Raw genomic sequence first — 23,771 nt, 5'->3', positions numbered from 1 at the left:
CTTCACAGGAACGCACAATCATGCCCAGCCGCGAACGCGTCGAAGCCTTCCTCAAGGAGGTGGTCGAAGGCAGCCACGTCAAAGCGATCGCCGACTTCTACCATGACGATGCCACCATGCAGGAAAATCTCGGCGTCCCGCGGCGCGGCAAGGAAACACTGATGGCGCATGAGCAGGCAGCACTCGACCGGATCGAGAAGATGCACACCCATCCTGTCCAGACATTCCTGGTCGATGGCGACAATGTCGCCATCCGCTGGACCTTCGACCGTGTCGACAAGGCCGGCACCGTGCGCCGGCTGGAAGAGGTGGCCCTGCAGCGCTGGCGTGGTGACCGGATTGCGGAGGAGCGGTTCGTCTACGACACCGCCTCGGCCTGGCGCCTCGTCGGGCCGGACGGCAAGGTGGTGGAGGGGTGACGATCACCGGGTCAGATCATGATGAGATTTGGTTGAAATCTCATCATGATCTAACCCTTTGTTGGAGCATGATCTTTTCCAAAAACCGGCACCCACTTTTCGGGATCATGCTCTAGACGGCCCCGGCTGGGACAGTTACGCACTTGGTGATGAAAGCAGCCGAGAAGGACGGATTGCAGCAAAGCTCAGCGATGGCGCGGCTGCGTGACCGGCTGCGCAAGCTCTATCACGGACGCACGCCGGCGGCGTTCCGGTTTCAGCTGGTGGCGGTCATCATCGACCTCGCCATCATCGCCTTCTTCGTTGCCACGCCGGTGCTCCAGGACAAGCCGTCATTCCTGTGGCTCGACTATACCGTCGCCGCATTGGTCGCCGCCGACCTGATTGCCCGGCTGTTAGCCTCCAACGACATGCTGCGGCTGATGAAACAGCCGACATCCTGGGTCGATGTCTTCATCCTTTTGACGCTGCTGATGCCGACGGCGCTGGCAAATCTGGCGTTCCTGCGCATCCTGCGGCTGTGGTCGCTGTCGCGCAGCGGTTCGCTGTGGCAGCATTTCGAAATGCGTGGCTTAAGGCCCTGGCGCGAGGCGAGCCACGCGGTCATCAACCTGTTGACGTTCCTGTTCGTCATCACCGGCTTCGTCTACACCTTCTTCTTCCGCACCGGCGCCGGCCTCGAAAACTACATTGATGCGCTGTATTTCACCGTTGCCACGGTGACGACGACCGGTTTCGGCGACATCGTGCTGCCGGGGATCGCCGGCAAGCTGACCGCGATCGCCACCATGATCATCGGCATCTCGCTGTTCGTCAGACTGGCGACGGCGATTTTTCGACCCGCCAAGGTGTTCTTTCCCTGTCCGCAGTGCGGACTGCAACGGCACGAGCCGGACGCCGTGCACTGCAAGGCCTGCGGGCATCTTCTCAACATACCAGATGAGGGGAATTGACCGACCGCTACGAGGCCGCGACCTCGGCCGGCTTTGGCGCCTTGCGCTGCAGGTTGAGCAGGTTGCCCATCAGGATCAGCAGGGCGCCGCCGGCTGTAAAGATGTCGATCTGTTCGCTGTAGAGCAGCCAGCCGATCAGCGCCGACAGTGGCACGCGCAGGAAATCCATCGGTGAAATCACCGTAGCGTCGGCATAGGTGAGGGCACGCGCCATGCAGAAATGCGACGACATGCCGGTGAAGGCAATCAGCAGAATCCATGGCCAGAGTTCGAGCGGTGGGTTGCGCCATTCATAAAGCGCCGGGATCAGGCCGACCACCGACTGGATGATCAGCATCCAGAAGATGATGCGCACGACGCTGTCCGTGCGGGTCAGCGACTTGACCAACACCACCGATACGCCAAAGCACACGGCCGCGCCGAGAACGACGAGGTGACCCGGATCCATGGAGCCGACGCCGGGGCGAACGATGACCACCACGCCGATCAGGCCAAGCACGACCGCCGCAATTTTCGGGCGGGAGAGCCTTTCGCCAAGAAACGCCACCGCCAGGATCGCGGTCCAGATCGGCGTGGTGAATTCGACCGATATGAGCACCGCAAGCGGGATCAGCGTCAGCGCATAGAGCCATGCGGCCTGGCCCGTATAGTGGATGACATTGCGAGCGATATGGGCCAACGGGCGCTGCGTGCGCATTGCAGCGAATCCGCCGCTCATCATCACCAGCGGCAACAGGATGAAGAAGCCGATCACCGAGCGCAGTTCCAGCACCTGGAAGACGTTGAGCTCGGCGGTGGTTGCGCGGCCGGCGACTGACATCGCCAGAAACGAGGCGATCGACAGCGCCATCCAGAACGCGGCTTTGGGGATCGATGGGGAAGGTGCCATAGGCGCTATGTCGCAAGCCGGGACTTCTATCGCAACCGTTAGGCGACGCATTCGACTGGGCCAGACCGTTGCGAAAACAGCCATGCTGGAAGTGGAACCTGACGAAACGGCAGGCGTTGGTTCCCGGTATTGGCCAATTGCTGGACGCATCGTTTCTTCAACATCAACGGGGAAGAGATTCCGATGAAATCATTCGCGCGGTTTCTGCTAGCCGGCTGCCTGCTAACTGCAAGCGCCGCGGCCCATGCCGACGAGGCGAATTTTCTCAGCTCCTTGCAAGGGAATTTCTCCGGCAAGGGGACAGTCAAGGTCACCACCGACGCACCGACGGTGAATGTGTCCTGCACCTTCAATTCCGACGCGACCTCGAGCTCATTGTCGCTTGACGGCAATTGCCGTGGTCTTGTCGTGGTGACGCGCGCCATCAGCGCCAATCTGAAGGCCCGCGGGGCGAAGTATACAGGCGTCTATGTCGGGTCGCGCACCGGGCCGGCACAGCTCGCCGGCAGCCGTTCCGGCAACGCGATCAGTCTCGGCATTCGCTGGGCGGCGGAGGTCAATGGCGATCGCAAGGCGCGGTTGACGGTCGAGAAAACCAGCGGCGACGGAATGCGGTTGACCGTTACCGACGTCGATCCGAAAACCGGCAAGAACGTGGTGACGAGCCGCATCGATCTCAAGCGTATCTAAGCCGTCTCACTCCTCGATCGGCTCCGGCGGGTTGGCGTTGCGTCCTTTACCGAAGGTGTAGCCGGTTTCCACCGCCTTCTTGCCGAACTTGTCGCGCAGCGTATCGATGGCGCTTTCGGCCATGGCGCGCTTGCGCGAGCCGACGTCGACGAGATCGGGCGGATCGGCCTTCTCGTCATCCGAGAGATCGCTGACACCGATGCCAAGCAGCCGGTACTTTGTCCCGTCCGCCTCCTTGCGCAACAGCTCGAGCCCGGTCTGGAAAATGCGGTCGGCCAGCCGGGTCGGGTCGCCGAGCTGGCGGTTGCGGGTACGCAGCTTGAAATCCTGCGTCTTCAGCTTCAGCACCACGGTGCGCCCGGCAATGCCTGACTTCTTCAGCCGCGCCGAGACCTTTTCCGACAATCCCCTCAGCACTGGAACCAGTTCGCCCATTTCAGCTATGTCGGTGTCGAAAGTGGTTTCGGCCGACACACTTTTCGCATCCTGGTCGGGATCGACACGGCGGTCGTCCTGGCCGCGCGAGAGATGGTAGAGCCGGGTGCCCATCACGCCATAGCGGCGCATAAGATCGGCGCGCTCCATGCGCTGCAACTGGGCGATGCTGCGGATGCCGTCGCGTTCGAGCGTTGCGGCAAAAGCCTTGCCGACGCCCCAGATCAGCGTCACCGGCTGTTCGGCCAGGAAACCCAGCGCCTCGGCTTCGCCGATCACCGAAAAGCCGCGCGGCTTGCGGAAATCGGAGGCAACCTTGGCCAGGAACTTGCAGTAGGAAAGGCCGGCCGAAACGGTGATGCCGATTTCCTTTTCGACGGTCTGCGCAAAGCGCGCCAGCACCACCGCCGGCGGCATGCCGTGCAGGCGCTCGGTGCCGGCAAGGTCGAGAAACGCCTCATCGATGGAGAGCGGTTCGACCAGCGGCGTGAGCGCCTGCATCAAGGCGCGGACATCGCGGCCGACGCGGACGTATTTCTCCATATTGGGCGGGATGACGACCGCTTCCGGACAGGCTTCGAGCGCCTTGAACATCGGCATTGCCGAGCGCACCCCCTGGATGCGGGCGATGTAGCAGGCGGTGGAAACGACGCCGCGCTTGCCGCCGCCGATGATCAGCGGCTTGTCCTTCAGCGCCGGATTGTCGCGCTTTTCGATCGCCGCATAGAAGGCGTCGCAATCGATATGCGCCAGATGCAGCTGGTAGAGCTCGGGATGGCGGGTGAGTCGAGGGCTGCCGCAACGCTCACAGCGCCTGGTATCGCTGCGCTGAAAGGTCAGGCAGTCGCGGCAAAAACCGTGCTCGGGATTGTTGACAGGGGCCGCCATCGCTGCGAACATAAAGAGAACAGATGCAATGGTACGTCAGGACGGAAGCCGCCACAAGCGGTTAGCCGGGAGAGAACTCATGAGCACCACCATAGCGCCGCTGGCGCCTGACCTATGGGCGGATTTCGAGGATCTTTTCGGCAAGCAGGGCGCCTGTTACGGCTGCTGGTGCACGCATTTCCGGATGGCGCCGGCGGTCCGACGGGCCAGCGACAAGCAGCGCAACAAGGATCATATCAAGGCGCGTATCGAGGCCGGGCCGCCGCCGGGGCTTTTGGCCTTCGAGGACGGCCAGGCGGTCGGCTGGATGCAGATCGGTCCACGCGCCGACGTGCCCGAATGGAACAATCGGGGCCGGGGCTCGGCGCCGGTCGATCCAACCGACGCCGTAGATCCCGGCGTCTGGGCCATCTCCTGCTTCTTCATCCGCGCCAGCGCGCGCGGCCGGGGCGTCAGCCACCGCCTGGTCGAGGGCGGCATCGCTTTTGCCCGCCAGAACAAGGCGCGGCTGGTCGAGGCGTGTCCGATCGACGTGTCGCGCGATTCGCGTTCGATCGGGCTGTTCGTCGGCTCGTCGCGTGTGTTTGAAAAGGCCGGCTTCGAGCGGCTTGTCGAACGCAAGGCCGGACGGCCGCTGATGCGGCTGGTGTTGTAGTCAATTACCCGTCGGCGTTTGTTGATGTCCTGTGGAAGCTGTAGGTTGGTGTCATAGCAGACGAACGAAGCGTTCCTTTTTGGTCAAATGGAGAATTTTGTGAACCGTGTCTTGCCGCTTGCTTTCCTTCTCGCCCTCAGCGCTCCTGCCTTTGGCCAGGCTGTCGATGCCCAAGGTGCCAAGCAACTTTCCGATGAGCTCTCTCGCTATGTCGGCAAACAGGCGCTCAATGAAGGCATTTTGAAGATCTCAGCCGAGGAGGGTGCCTACAAGATCACCTTCGATGTGAAGGCGCTTGTGGCGAAGATGCCGAAGCAGGATCTGAAGCGGTTCGATTTCCCGCCCGTCACGCTGCGGGTCAAACCGCGCAGCGACGGAGGCTGGGATGTCGCCTCGGATTTCTCTACGACTGGGTCCATCGAGGTAAATGGCCCAAATGGCCTGAACACCGGGCAAATCGTTGTCAAGGATGGCAAGTTCACGGGCGTCTATGACCCGGAACTGGCGGCATTTACCAGCGGCACCAGTTCGATTGCGGGCATGACGATGACGTCGCGCCAAGTCAGTCAATTGACCGATTTGAGCGTGGGGCTGGGCTCTTCCAAAATTGACGCCAGGAAGTCGGCCAACGGCGGCGTCGATCTTAATTTCACACAGGCGATGGCGGACTTCGTCGAAACGGTCAAAATCGATGACCGGTCAATCGCAGCGCTCCGGGCACCGGAGCTCGCTGTGAACGTGACCGCTAAGGCCATTCAGACCAAGCCGCTTCTGGATCTTTTGGCGTTCGCCGTCGCCCATGAGGACGAGGCCCGGCTGAAGGCCGATCAAGCAGAGTTCAAAACGCTTCTGCTCGGTGCGCTGCCGCTATGGGAACGGATCGATGGGACCTACGCATTCAAAAACCTTGCCATTGAAACATATGCCGGCAATTTCGGCGCGGCGCAGCTGAACACCGTTGTCGGCATGGACGGCATCAGCAAGGACGGCAAGATCAGCTACGCATTCAAGGTTTCCGGCCTGACAATACCGCAGCAGATGCTGCCCAGTTGGACCGTTGCGTTGCTGCCGACGGATCTCGACCTGAATTTCGGCGGCGCCAACATCGATCTCGACAGTATGGCCAGGAAAACCATCGACACCCTCGATTTCAGCAAGGATCCACCGCTGCCGCCAGATTTCGGCGACGAGATTTCCGCCAATTTCCTGGCCAAGATACCAAAATTCGTTCTCGGGCACAGCACGGTGAAGAACGGCGACATCGAGGTCGCCATGGAGGGCGAAATGACGTTCCCCGGCAAGAAGCCGGATGCGAGCGTGACCGTCAACGTAACCGGCTACGACAAGATCGTTGAAACCTTGCAGGCGGCGGCTAAATCTGACCCGGAGGCCTCGCAGGCTTTCACAGGGGCGCTTGCGATTAAGGGATTCGCCAAGACGCTGCCGGACGGCCGTATCGAATGGGTGATCAACGCCAGGCATGATGGGTCGGTGACGGTCAACGGCGCGATGCTGAAGGGGCCTGATCCGGTCGGGGAAGACAACGCCGATCCGGATGCGATCCCTGGGACAGCAACGAAGCCTTGAGCACTGACCTCGGGGGCGGCTAACTCAGAGTCCCAGCGCGCTAGCAATCTTTGGCGCGGCCTCGTGCCAGTCCTCGACGGAGATGATGTCGTCCGGCACCGGCGGCAGGAAGGCGCGCAGCGAATTGTCGGCCATCAGGTGGAAGAGATGGGCGTCGGCAACCGAGTTGCGTGCCGAGATGAGGTTGGCGGGCTGGTCGTCGACAAAGGCTACCGGCCGGCCTCTGCTACCACGCAATTTGGCCACCGCTGGTCCCTTGGCCATTTCGGTGGTCAATAGCGGATAGGGCAGACCGAGCGCATCGAGATGGGCGCGGCGGGCGGCGCGATGCCGGTGCGGCATGGCGGTCAAAAGGACGATCTCGACGCGGTCGCTGAGGCTGGCAAGCGCTTGTTCGGCACCGTCGGTAACGCTCTGCCAGTCGGCCTGCGTATCGAAGAAATCTCCGAGAAGTGCCGTCACCTCCGGCTGTTCGATCAGCCGGCCGCTCGCCGTTTCGGCAATGTTGCCGGTGAGACGGAAGGAGGCCAGGGTCAGGCCGAAGCCGCGCGATTTCAGGAAATGCGGAAACGGCCGGATGAATTCGAGCACGACATCGTCGACATCGAGGATCAGCAGAGGCCGGTCGTCGGCTGCAAGTTCGGCGATCTGGCGTGCCGTCTCGGGATCGTCGCTCATATCGAATGCTCATGGTCGTCGCCGCCAAGAGGCAGCGCGCGCAACGCCTTGCCGACTGAGGCCGGCGGAGTGTCGGTTTCCTCGGCAAAGCGCAGCAAGGTCGGCTCGTGGGCGAGGATGAACTGCAGCACGCCGGCAAGGAATCCCGGTTCGGCCGCGGCGCGGCGGATGGCGGACGCCTCGATGCCGGTGATGGCCAGGAAGCGCGGCAGGAGTTCGGGGTCGGCGGCGACGAAGCCCAGTGCCTTCACGGCAATGGTTTCCGCTTCCTCGCGCATTGACGCTGCGTTTGCCATCACTACTTTCTCGTTGCGGAAATGAGTCTCTTTTCCGCAGTAATCGCAAGCGTCGCCTGCGGCAAGCCACAGCCCCGATCCAATGTGGTTTTCGAGGTGGAATCCGAATGGCTTTTGCCGCTTCGGGTTTGCATTTCGTCAATCATATTGCCTTAAGAGTGAGCGAGGGTTTGGTGTGCTTCGACAAAGGCGCATAGCGGCAGGGCTTCGGGCAGAAGCCTGGCCGGGACGGGAAATCGATGCCTAAGAAGGTCATGATCGTCGAGGACAACGAGCTCAATATGAAGCTCTTTCGCGACCTCATCGAAGCCAGCGGTTATGAAACGGTGCGCACGCGCAACGGGCTCGAGGCGCTCGATCTGGCGCGCCAGCACAGGCCCGACCTGATCCTGATGGACATCCAGCTGCCCGAAGTGTCGGGGCTGGAAGTGACGAAATGGCTGAAGGAGGACGACGACCTCCATTCCATTCCGGTCATCGCCGTCACCGCCTTCGCCATGAAGGGCGACGAGGAACGCATTCGCCAGGGCGGTTGCGAGGCCTACATCTCCAAGCCGATCTCGGTGCCGCGTTTCATCGAGACCATCAAATCCTATCTCGGTGATGCCTGATGCCTGATGCCTTCAGCCGGAGCCTTGTGACATGACCGCGCGGATCCTCGTCGTCGACGACATCCCTGCCAATGTCAAACTTCTCGAGGTTCGGCTGCTGGCCGAATATTTCGAGGTGTTGACGGCCTCCAACGGGCCGGACGCGATCGAGGCCTGCGAAAACGGCAAGGTCGATGTCGTGCTGCTCGACGTGATGATGCCCGGCATGGACGGGTTCGAGGTCTGCAAGCGGCTGAAAAGCGATCCGGCGACCGCGCATATACCGGTGGTCATGGTGACCGCGCTGGGCCATGTTGCCGACCGGGTGCGCGGCCTCGAGGCAGGCGCCGACGACTTTCTCACCAAGCCGGTCAACGATCTGCAACTGATGACGCGGGTGAAGAGCCTGGTCAGGCTGAAGTCGCTGACCGACGAGCTGCGGCTGCGCGCATCGACCACCCGCAACATCGGCATGGAGGCGCTGTTGAGCCGCAGCTTCGCGTCGGAGGACGCCACGCCGAAGGTGCTGTTGATCGACGAGCGCAAATCGTCGTTCGAGCGCATCCAGAACATGCTGCGCGACAGCGCCGAGCTCGACATTGCCACCGATCCGCATGCCGGCTTCTTCCAGGCCGCCGAGGCGCCCTATGAGTGCGTGCTGATCTCGACCGGTTTTACCGATTTCGATCCGCTGCGGTTGTGTTCGCAATTGCGTTCGCTCGACCGCACCCGCTTCCTGCCGATCATCCTGATTGCCGACGAAGGCGAGGAGGGGCGCATCATTCGCGGGCTCGAGCTCGGCATCAACGACTATCTGATGCGGCCGATCGACCAGCAGGAGCTGACGGCGCGGCTGCGCACGCAGGTGCGCCGCAAGCGCTACAACGACCAGCTGCGCGCCAGTGTCACCCAGACCATCGAGATGGCGGTGACCGACGCGTTGACCGGGCTGCACAACCGCCGCTACCTCGACAGCCATTTGCAGACGCTGTTCGACCGCGCCGTGGCGCGGCGGCGGCCTCTGTCGGTGATGATCACCGATCTCGACCGCTTCAAGACCGTCAATGACTCGCATGGCCATGATGGCGGCGACGATGTGCTGCGCGAGTTCGCAAGGCGGCTGCGCAAGAACGTCAGGGGCATCGACCTTGCCTGCCGCTTCGGCGGCGAGGAATTCGTCGTTGTGATGCCGGACACGGACGGCACGGTGGCGGAGAAGGTTGCCGAGCGCATTCGCGCCGAAATCGCCCAGCTGCCGTTTGCCATCGGTCCTGACGGCAAGGCGATCGAAGTCACGGTCAGCGTCGGCGTGTCATCGGTTCTGAAGGGCGCGGACACGGTCGCGGCTTTGATGAAACGTGCCGACGTGGCGCTCTACGAAGCCAAAAGTGGCGGCCGCAACCGGGTCGTCGCCAAGGCAGCGTAGGCTAGACCACCGATTATGCAGTCAATCGGACAGGGTTAGGAATTTACCTTAATCCAAGCGATTCGGCAGGCTTGGTTAAGAAACTATTGATTTTCAAACATTGTTGCGCAAATGTGCGGTGCAAGAACAAGGGCGATGCGGCCACGAGGGTAGACAGCCGCATCGCTTCGCCGAATACCCCATGATGCTCAGGTCCGCCGCATCTCCTGGGTCCGTGGGGTCGGCCGGCCGGCGCTGGCACATAGTGGCCTCCTCGTACCGCTGCCATACGCCGACCGGCCCCCTTTTTGCCAAAACATGAGATGAGCACTTCGCGCCAAACAGCGGAGGGTTCTGGCTTTTCGGGGCCTTGAATCAAAAACGCCGCCCGAAGGGGCGGCGCTTTTGACAGAGCGTATGAAAACCAGATTACTTGATCTTGGTTTCCTTGAACTCGACATGCTTCTTGGCGACCGGGTCGTATTTGCGGAACGACAGCTTGTCGGTCTTGGTACGGCTGTTCTTGCTGGTCACGTAGAAGAAACCGGTGTCGGCGGTCGACAGAAGCTTGATCTTGATGTTTGCGGCTTTGGCCATTGTATCAGTCCGTTATGTTCGTGGGGTTTTGGCCGCTGGAGCGGGGGAAAACACCCGGACGCGGGAAACTTGGCGCGACACATAAAGAACGTGCCCGGAAAGTCAAGCCCGACGCCTTGCCTGTGTCGTAAGCACATGAGTTGTCCGGATTAGGTAGCACATGAGTTGTCCGGTTTTATCATCGGCCCGATGGAGGCTGAGGATGAGACGGACAGCATGGCTATAGGCCGGCGAATGCCGCGACGCTGCGAAGCGGCGCTGGTTCGGCAGGGTGGATTGGTCACCCGCGCCCAACTCTTCGCAGGCTCAGGGCATTCGAATCTCGAAAAACCACGCAATTGGCTTTTCGTCCGCTACGGACCGCTTCTCACCTCACAACGGAGAAGGTAAGGCCGGTGCTTCCCCTCAGCGGGGCCGGATTTCTAGGCTTCTTCCTTAACTGGAAGCGCTTTCTTCCAGTCCCCGGTGGTGTTCCACCAGCGATTCGGATTGGCGCGGTCGTCCAGGCCCTTGGAGCGGCTGGCGAGGATCGGCTGGATGCGGATCACCGGCTCCTGGTAGGAATGCGCCTGGAAAATCGCCTCGACGACGCGGGCGGCGAGCACCTGGTCGTCGGGCAACTCGAACGAGACCTCGACGGTGCCGGGGCGGCGGCGCAGTTCGGTTTCGACGCCGGCGGCTGCACCTTCCAGCGGTCGGTAGCGTTCGATGCCGTGCGCCGTTTGATAGGCGTTGCGGTCGTATTTGCCCATTGCCAGCGGCGCGATCGCGACCACGGCGTCCATGATGCGGTCGACATCGGCTGCCGGTGCCTGGAAGCTGACAAGCAGCAGAAGCGTCATGCGCAGAGATGTGGTTTCAAAGCCGCTGTCGATCATCGCCGTATCCTCAAACTCGGGTTTTTTGGGACACCCTTTTAGCTGAGGTCTCCTGACACGGTTCTGTCAGCAGCGGCGACATCCCGTCAGGATTGCGCAGGCTGGCGACGGACAGGCTACCAGATCTTGCGGACCAGCCTGGCGCTGACCAAGGCGATATAGGCGGCAAAGAACAGGCCGAGCGACCAGCCGAAGCCGGAGGGCCCGAAGGCATCCATGCCGATGCCGATCGCCTGCGGGCCAAGCACCATGCCGACGCCGTAGCAGAGCACGAAGGCGGCGTTGGCCGAGGCCAGTTCATGGCCGGAGAGCTGCGAGCCCAGATGGGCAAGGCCGATCGTGTACATGGCGGCCACCACGCCGCCCCAGACGAACAGAAGCGTCGCCATCAGGTGCCAATTGCCGGCGAAGAACGGCATGAAGATGGTGCCGGCAAGTCCGACCGTGGCGCAGGCCAAAAGCAGATAGCGGCGGTCTGAGACGCGGTCGCTGATCATGCCGATAGGGATCTGCAACAGCACGTTGCCGAGGCCGATCATGGTGAGCAGGAGGGCTGCATCCGCCTCGGAATAGCCGATGCGGTTGCCATAGACGGGGAACAGCGCAAAGCCGCCGGTCTCGACAGCGCCGAACACCAGCACGGCGGCGGTCGCTGTCGGCACCAGCCAGATGTAGCGCAGGAAGTTGCTGGTTTCGCCGTCAACCACGATTGTGGGACTTTCATTCCGTGCGGCCAGCACCGGGATTGCGGCCAGCGCGACCAGGACGATGATGACGCCAAACGGCAAGAAGCCGGTGCTGCCGATATGGGCGAAGATCCATGGCCCGGCGGCGAAGCCGAGCGACAGCACGGTGGCGTAGATGCCGAGCACCAGGCCGCGCCGGCGCGGCGGCGCCGAGGTGCTGATCCAGAATTCCGACAGGATGAACAGCACCGTCAGCGCGATGTGCAGCACGATGCGTAGTGGGAACCACATCCAGAAGTCCGGCGCGAAGTGGAAGCCGACAAAGGCGAGCGCGCCGGCGGCGATCATGGCGATCATCGTCCAGGCGACGCCGAAGCGCATCGCCAGCGGCGTGGCCAGCGGGGCGCCGGCGATCGAGGCGAGGCCGGCGACCGCGGTGTTGAGGCCGATCATCGATGCCGAGTGGCCGCGGCTCTCGAGAATAACGCTGAGCAGCGGCATGCCGAGGCCTATGGCGATGCCGACGACGCTGATCGACGAGATCGCGGCGATCATCGGTAGCCAATGTACGCGCTCGTCGCCCTCTTGCTGGGTATCGACCGTCATGTGATGCCTGAATACTCTGTCTGTTTGATATTGCGTAATTCCGGACGGAAAACCGCGTCACACTTTTCCTGGAATTGCTCTAAAGAATTTCGCGAACGAAGCGGTTGCGGACAAGCCGGTAGAACGGCACGGACCCACCGGGTCGCAGGCGCGGATCGCCGGCAAGCCGCGTCTCCAGCTCCTGCAAGATCGTTCGGGTGATGTCGGGGATATCGGCCTCTCTGGCCTTGGCGAGCGGCAGCCAGACCAGTTCTTCCAGCTCATTGGTCGGGCCGCCACCCGGCAGTTCCACGGCGACATCGCTGCGCCAGGCGCTGAAGAAGCGGGTGTCGAAACGACGCACGCGATTGGGCGGGGTGATGGCGCGGGCAATGAAGCGCAGCGGCGCCAGCGAAGGCTGGACGCCGTGCTCGACAAAGCCCTGCCAGTCGCGTTTGTCGGTTGCGAACGAGCCTTTGCGGCCGATGAGCAGGCCGGCTTCCTCATAAGTCTCGCGGATGGCCGAGAGCGCGATGGCACAGGCCCGCGACGGGCTGATGCGGCCGACGCCGGCGGTCAGCCTGGCTTCTTCCTCCGGAAGCAATGGGGTGGCAACGGCAATGCGGCTGTCGGCCGAATCGGTGCGGCCGCCGGGAAAGACGAACTTGCCGGGCATGAAGGCGTGGCCTGCATGGCGCCGGCCCATCAGCACCAGAATCTCGTCGCCCTCGCGGTCGAGCAGGATCAGGGTGGCGGCATCGCGCGGGCGTATGGGCAGGCCGCTGTGGGCGGCTGCGCCACGGTCCATCCTGCTGACTTCCGCCTTGGTCATACCTTCCATGCGCAGGACCTAGCGGAAACTTCTGGCAAACGAAAGTGGCCTTTCACGGTCGGCATGTTGCGCCAGGCGACATTGCCCTGAAGCAAACTAGGTTCCGGGATGCGGCTCGGTGCCGTCTTTTTCGCCGCCGAAGCCGTGCATATAGAGCGCCCATTGCAGTCCGATGACGGCGCCCTTGACCGGTTGCAGCAGAGCGACCGACAGCACGATGGTCAACGGCACCCAAATGGCGATGTGCTGCCACATGGAGAGCGTCGACGTCGCCTCGACGCCCATGAAGGCGCCGAGAACGATGTGGCCGACGATGACGATGACGAGATAAGCGGGCAGGTCGTCGGCGCGGTGGTGGTAGAACTCCTCACCGCACGCGGCGCATTTGTCGACGCTTTTGGTGAAGCCGGCGAATAACCTGCCTTCGCCGCAATGCGGGCAGCGGCCAAGGGCGCCGCGCTTCATCGCCGTCCACAGCGGGCGGGCGACTCGGCCCGAATGATGTTCGCCGCCGAAAACCTGCTTCTGGATTCCCATTTCGCTTGCCATTATCGTCTCCTGCCGCGCGACCCCGGGCGCGATTGCGACGCGCGGGCGCGGCCTTTTGCCTTGTGAAACGACCGTTTGGAGCCGGGCAGGGGCTTCGGGTCGGTCAGCATCTCGAAACGCATCGCGCCGGCCATAGGCGCCACCTCGATCAGGCGAACCTCGACGCGGTCGGCAAGCTGATAGCCCTTGCCGGTGCGTTCTCCGAACAGCGATCGCGCGGTTTCGTCATATATATAGTAATCGCCATCCAGACTTGACACCGGGATGAAGCCATCTGCGCCAAACTGCGGCAATTGGACAAATAGTCCCGATTTGGTGACGCCCGAAATGCGGGCGTCGAAGCGGTCGTCGATGCGCTCGGCGAGGTAGGCAGCGATCAGCCGGTCGACGGTGTCGCGCTCGGCCGCCATGGCGCGGCGCTCGGTGCCCGAGATCAGCACCGCGACGTCTTCCAGCCGCGTCTCTTCGTCCTGCGTCAGCCCGCCGGGGCCGAGCCCAAGTGCGGCAATCAGCCCGCGATGCACGATCAGATCGGCATAGCGGCGGATCGGCGAGGTGAAATGCGCGTAGCGCTTCAGGTTGAGGCCGAAATGGCCGATGTTCTTGGGCGAATATTCGGCCTGACTCTGCGAGCGCAGCACCACTTCGTTGACCAGCCCCTCATTGTCGGCGCCACGCACGCGCTCGAGAATGCCGTTGAACTGGGCGGGCCGCATCTGCGCGCCACGCGCCAGCGACAGGCCGAGCGTCTGCAGGAACTCGCGCAGCGATTCCTGCTTGGCCAGCGACGGCGCATCGTGGACGCGGTAGACCAGCGCCTGCTTCTTCGCTTCCAGCGTTTCGGCGGCGGCGACATTGGCCTGGATCATGAATTCTTCGATCAGCTTGTGGGCGTCGAGCCGCTCCGGGACGATGACGCGGTCGACGGTGCCGTCCGGCTTGAGCAGGATCTTGCGCTCCGGCAGATCAAGCTCGAGCGGCTGGCGGCCATCGCGGCCGCGCTTCAGGATGGCGTAGGCGTCCCACAGCGGCTTCAGCACCGTATCGAGGATCGGGCCGGTCTTGTCGTCAGGAAGGCCGTCTATCGCGGCCTGGGCCTGCGGATAGGCGAGCTTTGCCGCCGATTTCATCATGACGCGGTGGAAGGTGTGACGCAGCTTGCGGCCATCGGCGGCAAAAATCATGCGCACGGCAAGCGCGGGACGGTCCTGGCCTTCGCGCAGCGAGCACAGGTCGTTGGAGATGCGCTCTGGCAGCATCGGCACGACGCGGTCGGGGAAATAGACAGAATTGCCGCGTTTCAGCGCCTCGCGATCGAGTGCGGTGCCATAGCGGACATAGGCTGCAACATCGGCGATCGCCACCGTGGCGATCACGCCGCCGGGGTTCTTCTCGTCGAGGTCGGGCGTGGCGAAGACGGCGTCGTCATGGTCCTTGGCGTCGGCCGGGTCGATGGTCACCAGCGGCAGGTCGCGCCAGTCCTCGCGGTGAGCAAGCGTCGCCGGTTTTACCGCCTCGGATTCGGCGATGACGTCGGCCGGGAAGATATGCGGAATGTCGTGCGCGTGGATGGCGATCATCGAGACCGCCTTTTCGCTGGTCAGCGAGCCCAGCACCGCCAGCACTTTTGCGCGCGGCAAACCATACCGGGAGGCCCGCGCGGGCTCGACCTCGACAAGGTCGCCGTTCCTGGCGCCGTTCTGGAATTCCTTGTCGACGATCAGTTCGGGCTGGCGACGTTCGACCGGCTCGATGCGGAAGGTGCCGTCCCTCAGGATCCGGAAGACGCCCAGCACGGCATCGGTCCGCTTCTCGAAAATCTTCATTACGCGGCCCGTATAGGCAGGCCCGGTCGCCTCGTCGGTCGGGAAGGTCTTGGCCAGCACACGGTCGCCAATGCCAGGCTGCGGGCCATTGCCGCCGCGGGAGACGCGGATCGAGATCACCGGCGGTTCGCCGGTGCCGACGGCCTCCGCCGGATGCGCCAGCAGAATACCGTCGCCGTCGCGGCCGAAAATGTCGAGCACGGCGACATGGGGCAGGGCGCCGACACGGGCCAGCCGCTTGCGCTCCTTGGTCAGGATGCCTTCGTCCTGCAGGTCGCGCAGAATGTCCTTCAGCCAGATGCGGTCGTCGCCGCGCAAGGCAAACGCCTTTGCGATGTCGCGTTTTCCCGCGCGGTCGGGGTTCTCGGCGATGTAGCGCAGGATTTCGTCACGCGAGGGCCTGTAGTCGTCCTTGACTTTGGCCCTCGTGTCGGCGGTGCGCGGATCGCCGTGGCTTCTACCGGTGATCCTGCGCGCCACGCTGCTATCCCTTTTTCTTCGCCGCCGGCTTCTTGGTCGCCGACTTCTTGGCTGTGGTTTTCTTGCCAGTGGTTGTTTTGGCAGTGGTTTTCTTGGCTGTGGGGGCCCTGGCGGCTGCCGCCTTGCGGAACGGCTTCTTGCCGCCGCCTTTGGCTTCCTTCTCGGCAATCAGCGCCACCGCGTCCTCGACGGTCACCGACTGCGGATCCTTGCCCTTGGGCAGTGTCGCGTTGACCTTGCCGTAGTTGACATAGGGCCCGTATTTGCCATCGCGCACGACGATCTTGCCGCCGCCATCGGGATGGTCGCCGAGTTCCTTCAGCGCCGCCGCAGTGCCGCCATTGCGGCCGCCCTTGCCCTTCAGCTGCTTCTCGGCGATCACGGTGACAGCGCGGTTGAGGCCGATCGAGAACACATCCTCTATGCTGTCGACATTGGCATAGGTGCCATCATGCAAAACGAATGGACCATAGCGGCCAAGCCCGGCGGAGATCATCTTGCCGGATTCAGGATGCTTGCCGATATCGCGCGGCAGCGACAGCAGCGCCAAGGCCTTTTCATGGTCGATCGAGTCGGGCGTCCAGCCCTTGGGCAGGCTGGACCGCTTGGCTTCCTTGCCGTCGCCGCGCTGGATATAAGGACCGAAGCGGCCTGAGCGCAGCGTGATTTCCTCTGCCGTGTAGGGATCGTTGCCGAGCACCTTGGTGCCGTCCTCGCCGCCGCCATTCTCGCCATTCGGGTTGGCGGCATCGCCGAGCTGGCGGGTAAAGGAACATTCCGGATAATTGGAGCAGCCGACGAAGGCGCCGAACTTGCCGAGTTTCAGCGACAGATTGCCGGAGCCGCATTTTGGGCAAATGCGGGGATTCGAGCCATCCTCCCGCGCGGGGAACACCAGCGGCGCCAGTTCCTCGTTCAGCGCATCGAGCACGTCGGTGACGCGCAGTTCCTTGATGTCGGCGACGGCGCCGGAAAAATCTTTCCAGAAGTCGCGCAGCACGTCCTTCCAGGCGAGCTTGCCGTCGGAAATCTCGTCAAGTTTTTCCTCCAGTGAGGCCGTGAAGTCATATTCGACATAGCGCTCGAAGAAGCTTTCGAGGAAAGCCGACAGCAGCCGGCCCTTGGCCTGCGGCACCAGCCGGCGCTTGTCGATGGTGACGTAGTCACGGTCTTCCAACGTCTTCAGGATCGCGGTGTAGGTCGACGGACGGCCGATGCCGAGCTCTTCCAGCTTCTTGATCAGCGACGCCTCGGAGTAGCGCGGCGGCGGCTCGGTGGTGTGCTGGGTGGCATTGATCGCCTGACGGGCCAGCTGCTCGCCGGCACGGATCTCGGGCAGACGACGGTTTTCCTCGTCTTCGGCGTCGTCGTCCTTCTGGTCGGTGTAGGCGGCGATGAAGCCGTCGAAGCGAACGACGGAACCGACGGCGCGAAGCTCCGCGGTGCGAGCGCCATTGACCGCCTCGATTTCGACCGTGGTACGCTCGATCTCGGCCGACTGCATCTGGCTGGCGATGGCGCGCTTCCAGATCAATTCGTAAAGCCGCAGCTGGTCGGAATCGAGATACTGCCTGACCGAAGCCGGCGTGCGCATGAAATCGGTCGGGCGGACCGCCTCGTGCGCTTCCTGGGCATTCTTGGCCTTGGCTGTGTACTGGCGCGGCTTTTCCGGGAGGTATCTTGGGCCGAATTCCTTGGCGATGGTGTCGCGGGCGGCGTCGATCGCCTCCGGCGCCATCTGCACGCCGTCGGTTCGCATATAGGTGATCAGGCCGGTGGTCTCGCCGCCGATCTCCATGCCTTCATAGAGGCGCTGCGCCACTTGCATGGTGCGCGTCGCCGAAAAGCCGAGGCCCGACGATGCCGCCTGCTGCAGCGTCGAAGTGGTGAAGGGCGGGCCAGGATTGCGCCGCGTCGGCTTGGCTTCCACCGACAGAGCCTTGAAGGTCGCGCCTTCGAGCATGCCCTTGATATCGTCGGCCTGCGCCTTGCTGGCGATGTCGAGCTTCTGCAGCTTCTTGCGCTCGAACGCGGTCAGCCGCGCCTCGAAGCTGTCGTTACGTGGCGTGCCGAGGAGGGCAGCGATCTGCCAGTATTCCTCGCGGACGAAACGTTCGATTTCGGATTCGCGGTCGCAGACCAGGCGCAGCGCCACCGACTGGACGCGGCCGGCCGAACGGGCGCCCGGCAATTTGCGCCACAGCACCGGCGACAGCGTGAAGCCGACGAGATAATCGAGTGCGCGGCGAGCCAGATAGGCATCGACCAATGGCGCATCGATCTGGCGCGGATTGGCCATCGCTTCCAGCACCGACGACTTGGTGATGGCATTGAAGACGACGCGGCTGACCGGCTTGTCCTTCAACACGCGCTTCTGCTTGAGCACCTCCAGCACGTGCCAGGAAATGGCTTCGCCCTCGCGATCCGGATCGGTGGCGAGGATCAGGCCATCGGCATCCTTGACCGCGTTGGCTATGTCGGTGAGACGCTTTCCGGACGCGGTGTCGACCGCCCAGGACATGGCGAAATCCTCGTCGGGACGCACCGAACCATCCTTGGCCGGCAGATCGCGGACATGGCCGAACGAGGCCAGAACCTTGAAGTTCTTGCCGAGATACTTGTTGATTGTCTTTGCCTTGGCCGGCGATTCGACGACGACGACGTCCATGAGGTCTCATATCAGCTGTGGGGCGGCAGAAGAATTCCGCTGCGTGACGCATTCAATTGGTCGCTCACATGGCCGCGCTTTTGCGATCGGTCAAGGGCAAGCGGCCAAAATGCGGAGGCGTGTGCCGCAATACACTCTTAGAGTGTATGGAGAAGATCACAAAATTTTTGTCTGGGACGGTTCGTGTTTCGAGCCACCGGGAAAGGCGCCGCGACCAGTTCGTGCTGCGCGTAAATGCCGAACTGGTCGCCGGGTCGCTTGGAGCCGGCGGCCAGCCGAGTCCCGCCGATGGGGTGCGGGATAGAGGTTCGGACGATCAGTCGGCCTTGACGATGTGCCAGACTTCGCCGACGCCGTCGCCCGTGATGTCACCGGCCTTCTTGTCCTTGATGAAGGTGTAGACCGGCTTGCCGTCATAGGCCCACATCTTGGTGCCGTCGGTGCGGTCGACGATGGTCCATTCGTCGTCCGCCTTAGCGCCGTCCTCGGCCTTCAGCGGCGGCCAGTTGGTGGCGCATTTGTCGTAGCAGTTGGTCTTGCCCTTCTCGTCCTTGTCATAGGTATAGAGCGTCATGCCATTGGCATCGGTGTAGATCTTGGTGCCACCGACTTCGGCTTCCTTCCACGCTTCGGCGGCGAAGGATGCGGCGGTGCTGAGCAGAAGGGCGGCCAGGCCGACGGTGATCGTTTTCATGGAAATCTCCCTGGTGATCCGACGAAGCGCGCAGAAATCGCGGCTTCGCTCTGTGAACGCTCGGCGAGGGACATTTCTTCCCCGGCTTGGTCAACTTGGGATTGGCCGCCAACAATTCGTCCGCCGGACCGTATCTGTAGCCAAATGCCACACGATGGTGATTGGCGAACACGGGTTTGCACCGCTATATCGGCGCCAGGGAATCTGGAGTTCTGGAATGCCATTGGACGTCGGCTATGTCAGCGCGGTCGGAGCGGGGGCGATCTCGTTCCTGTCGCCTTGCGTGCTGCCGCTGGTGCCTCCCTATCTCTGCTACATGGCCGGCGTGTCGGTCGACGATTTTCGCGGTGACGATGCCGGCGTCACGGCCAAGGCCGGCGCCCGCGGCGCGCTCATCTATTCCTCGCTCGCCTTCGTACTCGGTTTCTCCACCGTGTTCGTGGCGCTTGGCGCCGGCGCCTCGACCATCGGCCACTGGCTGCGCGTCTGGCAGGAGCCGCTGGCGATGGCTGCCGGGGTGCTGATCATCCTGATGGGGCTGAATTTCCTCGGCATCCTGCGCATCCCGCTTTTGTCGCGCGAGGCGCGCTTCCAGTCGCAGGGCAAGCCCGCCAGCATGGTCGCCGCCTATGTCATGGGGCTGGCCTTCGCCTTTGGCTGGACGCCGTGCATCGGCCCGGTGCTGGGGCCGATCCTGACCTTGGCCGGCGGCCGCGAGACGGTGGGCGAGGGCGCTCTTCTGCTTGCCGCCTATTCGCTTGGCCTCGGCATTCCGTTCCTGATTGCTGCCCTGTTCTCCGGCGCCTTCATGCGCTTCCTCGGCAAATTCCGCGTCCATCTCGGCCGCGTCGAAAAGGCGATCGGCGCGCTGCTGGTCGTCGCCGGCGTGTTCTTCCTCACCGGCGGCGTGCAGACGGTGTCCTACTGGCTGCTGGAGACCTTTCCGCTGCTGGGCCGGCTGGGGTAGAGATCCGCTGATCGAGAGTGAACTGCCTCATCACCTCACCGGAATTTAATGCCATTGGTGCAGCATGGCGCCAGATGCTACCACTCTGCGATTCCTGATCCCATTCATACGGTTGTCCTTCCATGAGCCAGAGATCCTGCTTGTCCGTCATTCTCGCCGCCGGTGAAGGCACGCGCATGAAGAGCGCGATGCCGAAGGTGCTGCACCAGATCGCCGGACTGCCGATGGTCGCCCATGTGGTGAAAGCGGCCGAGGCCGCCGGCGCCCGCAGCCAGGCGCTGGTGATCGGCCATGGCGCCGATGATATGCGCAAGGCGGCGGCGAAATTCGCGCCCAAGGCCGAGACCTTCGTGCAGGAGAAGCGGCTCGGCACTGCGCATGCCGTGCTGGCTGCGCGCGATGCGATATCAAAGGGTTATGACGATATTCTCGTGATGTTCGGCGACACGCCGCTGATCGATGCTGAAGCCCTAGTGGCCGCGCGGCAAAAGCTTGCCGATGGCGCGGCCGTCGTAGTGATCGGTTTCCGTCCGCCCAGCCCGACCGGCTATGGCCGGCTGATCGAAAAGGGCGGCAAGCTCACCGCCATCCGCGAGGAGAAGGACTGCTCCGCCGAGGAAAAGAAGATCGGCTTCTGCAATGCCGGCATGATGGCGGTGGCGGGCAAGCATGCGCTCGACCTGCTCGACCAGGTTGGCAACAAGAACGCCAAGGGCGAGTACTATCTCACCGACATCGTCGAGATCGCCAGTGCGAAAGGGCTCGATGTCCTCGCCACCGAAACGAGCTTCGAGAGCGCGCTCGGCATCAACAACCGGGCCGAGCTGGCGCAGGCGGAAGGCATCTGGCAGGTGCGCCGGCGCTACGAGGCCATGCTGTCGGGCGTAACGCTGATCGCGCCGGAGACGGTGTATTTCTCGCACGACACCGAAATCGGCGCCGACACGATCGTCGAGCCCAATGTCTGGTTCGGCCCGGGCGTGAAAATTGCAACCGGGGCCAAGATACACGCTTTCAGCCACATAGAGGGCGCCACCATCGCCTCCAATTGCGACGTCGGTCCGTTCGCGCGGCTCAGGCCTGGCGCCGATCTGAGGCAAAAGGCCAAGGTCGGCAATTTCTGCGAGGTCAAGCAGGCGGTCATCGAGGAGGGCGCCAAGGTCAATCATCTGACCTATATCGGCGATGCCCGTGTGGGCGCGGGGGCCAATATCGGCGCCGGCACCATCACCTGCAACTATGATGGTTATTCAAAGTTCTTCACCGATATCGGCGAGGGTGCCTTTGTCGGCTCGAACTCGTCGCTGGTGGCGCCGGTTTCCATCGGCAAGGGTGGCTACATCGCCTCGGGCAGCGTCATCACCGAAAGCGTGCCGGACGATGCGCTGGCCTTCGGCCGCGCCCGCCAGAAGACCATTCCCGGGAAAGGCAAGGAATTGCGCGAGCGCTTTGCCTCGGCCGCTGCGGCGAAGAAAAAGGCCGGCACCGACCATTAACCGCCGAAGCAATTGAACAACCGAGGAATTGCGGTAACCGGATTGCAAGAGCGGTGTGTCATGGTGCATCGGGTTGAGAAGCGTTCCGTTACACCAGACGAAATGCAAAGTGACTTTCGCGGCGGGCCGGCAATCCCTAGATAACGCTGGTTTTCCATCGGGACTGGTTTTCCAGGTGAATCGGGGGCAGGCGCATGTGCGGTATCGTCGGAATTGTCGGCCAGAGCCAAGTCGCGCCGCTCATTGTCGATGCTTTGAAGCGGCTTGAATATCGTGGCTATGACTCCGCCGGAGTCGCCACCGTCGAGAAAGGTGCGCTCGGCCGCCGCCGCGCCGAAGGCAAGCTCATCAACCTCGAACGCCGGCTGAAGGAAGAACCGCTCGACGGCACCATCGGCATCGGCCACACGCGATGGGCGACCCATGGCGTGCCCAACGAGACCAACGCCCATCCGCATTTTTCCAACGGCGTCGCCATCGTTCACAACGGCATCATCGAGAATTTCGCCGAGTTGCGCGATGAGCTGATCCGCGACGGCTATTCCTTCTCGTCGCAGACCGACACCGAGGTCGTAGCGCATCTGGTGGCGCGCGAACTGGCCAAGGGGCTGAAGCCGATCGAGGCCGCGCACCAGGCGCTGAAGCGGCTGGAAGGCGCCTTTGCGCTGGCCATCATGTTCACCGGCGACGAGGACCTCATCGTCGGCGCCCGCAATGGTCCGCCTCTGGCCGTCGGCCATGGCGATGGCGAGATGTTTCTGGGCTCCGACGCCATCGCGCTGGCGCCGTTCACCAATTCCATCACCTACCTCGAAGACGGCGACTGGGCGGTGGTGCGCCGCGATGGCGTCACCATCTTCGACATCGACGGCAAAGAGGTTGCCCGCAAGCGCCAGCAATCACTGTCGACCAGCTTCATGGTCGACAAGGGCAACCGCCGCCATTTCATGGAAAAGGAAATCCATGAACAGCCCGAAGTGATCTCGCATACGCTGGCGCACTATGTCGATTTCGTCTCTGGCGTGTCGAAGCCGCTGGAACTGCCGTTCGACTTTGCCAAGATCGGCCGGCTGGCGATCTCGGCCTGCGGCACCGCCTATCTAGCCGGCCTGATCAGCAAATACTGGTTCGAGCGCTATGCGCGGCTGCCGGTCGACATCGATGTCGCCTCGGAATTCCGCTACCGCGAAATGCCGTTATCGGCGGATGATGCCGCCTTCTTCATCTCGCAGTCCGGCGAAACCGCCGACACGCTGGCCTCGCTGCGCTATTGCCGCAAGGCGGGCATGAAGATCGGCGCCATCGTCAATGTGCGCGAATCGACCATGGCGCGCGAATCCGACGTCGTGCTGCCGACGCTGGCCGGGCCGGAGATCGGCGTCGCCTCGACCAAGGCTTTCACCTGCCAGCTTTCGGTGCTGGCCTCGCTGGCGGTGCGTGCGGGTGTGGCGCGCGGCACGATCTCGAAGGATGAGGAAAAGACGCTGGTGCGCGCTCTTTCGGAGGCGCCTCGCTACGCCAACCAGGTACTGAAGCTCGAAGAGCAGATCGAGCGCATCGCGCGCGAAATCTCGCGCTACAAGGACGTGCTCTATCTCGGACGCGACACCAATTTCCCGCTGGCCATGGAAGGCGCGCTGAAACTCAAGGAAATCTCTTACATCCATGCCGAGGGTTATGCCGCGGGCGAACTGAAGCACGGGCCGATCGCGCTGATCGACGAGAACATGCCGGTCATCGTCATCGCGCCGCATGATCGCATCTTCGAAAAAACCGTGTCGAACATGCAGGAAGTGGCGGCGCGCGGCGGCAAGATCATCCTGATCACCGACGCCAAGGGCGCGGCGCAGGTCAGCGTCAAGACGATGGAGACGATCATCCTGCCCGACGTGCCGGAAATCATCTCGCCGATCATCTATGCGCTGCCGATCCAGATGCTGGCCTACTACGCCGCCGTGTTCATGGGGACGGACGTCGACCAGCCGCGCAACCTGGCGAAATCGGTGACGGTGGAGTAGTCGGCGCTCA

General features: G+C 62.9%; 22 protein-coding genes. 10 read left to right on the top strand and 12 right to left on the bottom strand.

Going from position 1 to position 23,771, the window contains the following annotated elements:
- Nucleotides 1-20 precede the first annotated feature (20 nt).
- Nucleotides 21-419, top strand: coding sequence for a nuclear transport factor 2 family protein (locus NKI05_RS11040; protein WP_023667583.1), 399 nt, complete (start codon nt 21-23; stop codon nt 417-419).
- A 149-nt stretch (nt 420-568) separates the two neighbouring features.
- Complete coding sequence (locus tag NKI05_RS11035; protein ID WP_023714244.1) at nt 569-1,372, top strand: potassium channel family protein; 804 nt, start codon at nt 569-571, stop codon at nt 1,370-1,372.
- A 7-nt stretch (nt 1,373-1,379) separates the two neighbouring features.
- Here NKI05_RS11035 and NKI05_RS11030 read toward each other — a convergent pair whose 3' ends face one another.
- A complete protein-coding gene (locus NKI05_RS11030; RefSeq protein WP_023681579.1) occupies nt 1,380-2,261 on the bottom strand; it encodes a DMT family transporter in 882 nt (293 codons plus the stop codon).
- A 183-nt stretch (nt 2,262-2,444) separates the two neighbouring features.
- Here NKI05_RS11030 and NKI05_RS11025 point away from each other — a divergent pair, with 183 nt between their 5' ends.
- Nucleotides 2,445-2,951 carry a hypothetical protein gene (locus NKI05_RS11025; RefSeq protein WP_023681578.1) on the top strand — a complete coding sequence of 169 codons (507 nt, stop codon included), beginning with the start codon at nt 2,445-2,447 and terminating at the stop codon, nt 2,949-2,951.
- Nucleotides 2,952-2,957: 6 nt separating this feature from the next.
- On the opposite strand, the gene NKI05_RS11020 is transcribed toward NKI05_RS11025, so the two are convergent.
- Nucleotides 2,958-4,286 (bottom strand): DNA polymerase IV, encoded by a 1,329-nt coding sequence (locus tag NKI05_RS11020; protein WP_023681577.1) that lies wholly within the window; start codon nt 4,284-4,286, stop codon nt 2,958-2,960.
- A gap of 67 nt (nt 4,287-4,353) precedes the next feature.
- On the opposite strand from NKI05_RS11020, the gene NKI05_RS11015 reads away from it, so the two are divergent.
- Together NKI05_RS11015 and NKI05_RS11010 are read left to right on the top strand one after the other, a co-directional pair.
- Complete coding sequence (locus tag NKI05_RS11015; RefSeq protein ID WP_023681576.1) at nt 4,354-4,929, top strand: GNAT family N-acetyltransferase; 576 nt, start codon at nt 4,354-4,356, stop codon at nt 4,927-4,929.
- A gap of 99 nt (nt 4,930-5,028) precedes the next feature.
- Entirely contained in the window at nt 5,029-6,516 is a 1,488-nt protein-coding gene (locus NKI05_RS11010; RefSeq protein WP_023681575.1) for a hypothetical protein, read from the top strand.
- A gap of 24 nt (nt 6,517-6,540) precedes the next feature.
- Here the strand turns inward: NKI05_RS11010 and NKI05_RS11005 are convergent, their stop codons facing one another.
- Together NKI05_RS11005 and NKI05_RS11000 are read right to left on the bottom strand one after the other, a co-directional pair.
- Complete coding sequence (locus NKI05_RS11005) at nt 6,541-7,194, bottom strand: hypothetical protein (protein ID WP_023681574.1); 654 nt, start codon at nt 7,192-7,194, stop codon at nt 6,541-6,543.
- Nucleotides 7,191-7,490 (bottom strand): DUF3572 domain-containing protein, encoded by a 300-nt coding sequence (locus NKI05_RS11000; protein ID WP_023688310.1) that lies wholly within the window; start codon nt 7,488-7,490, stop codon nt 7,191-7,193. Before NKI05_RS11000 ends, NKI05_RS11005 begins: the two co-directional genes overlap by 4 nt.
- 239 nt (nt 7,491-7,729) lie before the next feature.
- On the opposite strand from NKI05_RS11000, the gene NKI05_RS10995 reads away from it, so the two are divergent.
- Together NKI05_RS10995 and NKI05_RS10990 are read left to right on the top strand one after the other, a co-directional pair.
- Complete coding sequence (locus NKI05_RS10995; protein WP_023667574.1) at nt 7,730-8,101, top strand: response regulator; 372 nt, start codon at nt 7,730-7,732, stop codon at nt 8,099-8,101.
- A gap of 31 nt (nt 8,102-8,132) precedes the next feature.
- Entirely contained in the window at nt 8,133-9,506 is a 1,374-nt protein-coding gene (locus NKI05_RS10990) for a PleD family two-component system response regulator (RefSeq protein ID WP_023815378.1), read from the top strand.
- 408 nt (nt 9,507-9,914) lie between these two features.
- On the opposite strand, the gene rpmG is transcribed toward NKI05_RS10990, so the two are convergent.
- From rpmG to NKI05_RS10950, 8 genes are all read right to left on the bottom strand, one after another.
- Nucleotides 9,915-10,082, bottom strand: a complete 168-nt coding sequence (rpmG, locus tag NKI05_RS10985) for a 50S ribosomal protein L33 (protein WP_006201775.1) — start codon at nt 10,080-10,082, stop codon at nt 9,915-9,917.
- A gap of 422 nt (nt 10,083-10,504) precedes the next feature.
- A complete protein-coding gene (locus NKI05_RS10980; protein WP_023688312.1) occupies nt 10,505-10,960 on the bottom strand; it encodes a YqfO family protein in 456 nt (151 codons plus the stop codon).
- Nucleotides 10,961-11,076: 116 nt separating this feature from the next.
- Nucleotides 11,077-12,252, bottom strand: coding sequence for an MFS transporter (locus tag NKI05_RS10975; RefSeq protein WP_023815377.1), 1,176 nt, complete (start codon nt 12,250-12,252; stop codon nt 11,077-11,079).
- A 79-nt stretch (nt 12,253-12,331) separates the two neighbouring features.
- Nucleotides 12,332-13,072 (bottom strand): NUDIX hydrolase, encoded by a 741-nt coding sequence (locus NKI05_RS10970; protein WP_023815376.1) that lies wholly within the window; start codon nt 13,070-13,072, stop codon nt 12,332-12,334.
- 87 nt (nt 13,073-13,159) lie between these two features.
- Nucleotides 13,160-13,612, bottom strand: coding sequence for a DUF983 domain-containing protein (locus tag NKI05_RS10965; protein WP_031205374.1), 453 nt, complete (start codon nt 13,610-13,612; stop codon nt 13,160-13,162).
- Nucleotides 13,612-15,918, bottom strand: a complete 2,307-nt coding sequence (gene rnr / locus NKI05_RS10960) for a ribonuclease R (RefSeq protein ID WP_023815374.1) — start codon at nt 15,916-15,918, stop codon at nt 13,612-13,614. The genes NKI05_RS10965 and rnr overlap by 1 nt, the downstream gene beginning before the upstream one ends.
- A 4-nt stretch (nt 15,919-15,922) precedes the next feature.
- Entirely contained in the window at nt 15,923-18,586 is a 2,664-nt protein-coding gene (gene topA, locus NKI05_RS10955) for a type I DNA topoisomerase (RefSeq protein ID WP_023725728.1), read from the bottom strand.
- A gap of 316 nt (nt 18,587-18,902) precedes the next feature.
- The gene (locus tag NKI05_RS10950) at nt 18,903-19,280 is read right to left on the bottom strand and encodes a COG4315 family predicted lipoprotein (RefSeq protein ID WP_023725729.1); all 378 of its coding nucleotides are present in this window, start codon (nt 19,278-19,280) and stop codon (nt 18,903-18,905) included.
- A gap of 217 nt (nt 19,281-19,497) precedes the next feature.
- Between NKI05_RS10950 and NKI05_RS10945 the strand changes: the two genes are divergently transcribed.
- The 3 genes from NKI05_RS10945 to glmS all read left to right on the top strand — a co-directional run bounded on the left by NKI05_RS10945 (nt 19,498) and on the right by glmS (nt 23,761).
- Nucleotides 19,498-20,247 (top strand): cytochrome c biogenesis CcdA family protein, encoded by a 750-nt coding sequence (locus NKI05_RS10945; RefSeq protein WP_023725730.1) that lies wholly within the window; start codon nt 19,498-19,500, stop codon nt 20,245-20,247.
- Nucleotides 20,248-20,369: 122 nt separating this feature from the next.
- Nucleotides 20,370-21,743, top strand: a complete 1,374-nt coding sequence (gene glmU / locus NKI05_RS10940) for a bifunctional UDP-N-acetylglucosamine diphosphorylase/glucosamine-1-phosphate N-acetyltransferase GlmU (protein WP_023744818.1) — start codon at nt 20,370-20,372, stop codon at nt 21,741-21,743.
- A 194-nt stretch (nt 21,744-21,937) separates the two neighbouring features.
- Nucleotides 21,938-23,761: a glutamine--fructose-6-phosphate transaminase (isomerizing) gene (glmS, locus tag NKI05_RS10935; RefSeq protein WP_023701181.1), complete on the top strand. Its 1,824-nt coding sequence runs from the start codon at nt 21,938-21,940 to the stop codon at nt 23,759-23,761.
- Nucleotides 23,762-23,771: the final 10 nt, after the last annotated feature.

It is taken from the genome of Mesorhizobium sp. M0771 (assembly GCF_040320155.1).
GTDB lineage: Bacteria > Pseudomonadota > Alphaproteobacteria > Rhizobiales > Rhizobiaceae > Mesorhizobium.
This window is presented reverse-complemented; position numbering and strand designations above follow the sequence as displayed.

Coding starts and splice junctions, on each gene's coding strand:
- NKI05_RS11040 (WP_023667583.1), top strand. CDS start 21: ATGCCCAGCCGCGAACGCGTCGAAGCCTTCCTCAAGGAGGTGGTCGAA.
- NKI05_RS11035 (WP_023714244.1), top strand. CDS start 569: ATGAAAGCAGCCGAGAAGGACGGATTGCAGCAAAGCTCAGCGATGGCG.
- NKI05_RS11030 (WP_023681579.1), bottom strand. CDS start 2,261: ATGGCACCTTCCCCATCGATCCCCAAAGCCGCGTTCTGGATGGCGCTG.
- NKI05_RS11025 (WP_023681578.1), top strand. CDS start 2,445: ATGAAATCATTCGCGCGGTTTCTGCTAGCCGGCTGCCTGCTAACTGCA.
- NKI05_RS11020 (WP_023681577.1), bottom strand. CDS start 4,286: ATGTTCGCAGCGATGGCGGCCCCTGTCAACAATCCCGAGCACGGTTTT.
- NKI05_RS11015 (WP_023681576.1), top strand. CDS start 4,354: ATGAGCACCACCATAGCGCCGCTGGCGCCTGACCTATGGGCGGATTTC.
- NKI05_RS11005 (WP_023681574.1), bottom strand. CDS start 7,194: ATGAGCGACGATCCCGAGACGGCACGCCAGATCGCCGAACTTGCAGCC.
- NKI05_RS11000 (WP_023688310.1), bottom strand. CDS start 7,490: ATGGCAAACGCAGCGTCAATGCGCGAGGAAGCGGAAACCATTGCCGTG.
- NKI05_RS10995 (WP_023667574.1), top strand. CDS start 7,730: ATGCCTAAGAAGGTCATGATCGTCGAGGACAACGAGCTCAATATGAAG.
- NKI05_RS10990 (WP_023815378.1), top strand. CDS start 8,133: ATGACCGCGCGGATCCTCGTCGTCGACGACATCCCTGCCAATGTCAAA.
- rpmG (WP_006201775.1), bottom strand. CDS start 10,082: ATGGCCAAAGCCGCAAACATCAAGATCAAGCTTCTGTCGACCGCCGAC.
- NKI05_RS10980 (WP_023688312.1), bottom strand. CDS start 10,960: ATGATCGACAGCGGCTTTGAAACCACATCTCTGCGCATGACGCTTCTG.
- NKI05_RS10975 (WP_023815377.1), bottom strand. CDS start 12,252: ATGACGGTCGATACCCAGCAAGAGGGCGACGAGCGCGTACATTGGCTA.
- NKI05_RS10970 (WP_023815376.1), bottom strand. CDS start 13,072: ATGGAAGGTATGACCAAGGCGGAAGTCAGCAGGATGGACCGTGGCGCA.
- NKI05_RS10965 (WP_031205374.1), bottom strand. CDS start 13,612: ATGGCAAGCGAAATGGGAATCCAGAAGCAGGTTTTCGGCGGCGAACAT.
- topA (WP_023725728.1), bottom strand. CDS start 18,586: ATGGACGTCGTCGTCGTCGAATCGCCGGCCAAGGCAAAGACAATCAAC.
- NKI05_RS10950 (WP_023725729.1), bottom strand. CDS start 19,280: ATGAAAACGATCACCGTCGGCCTGGCCGCCCTTCTGCTCAGCACCGCC.
- NKI05_RS10945 (WP_023725730.1), top strand. CDS start 19,498: ATGCCATTGGACGTCGGCTATGTCAGCGCGGTCGGAGCGGGGGCGATC.
- glmU (WP_023744818.1), top strand. CDS start 20,370: ATGAGCCAGAGATCCTGCTTGTCCGTCATTCTCGCCGCCGGTGAAGGC.
- glmS (WP_023701181.1), top strand. CDS start 21,938: ATGTGCGGTATCGTCGGAATTGTCGGCCAGAGCCAAGTCGCGCCGCTC.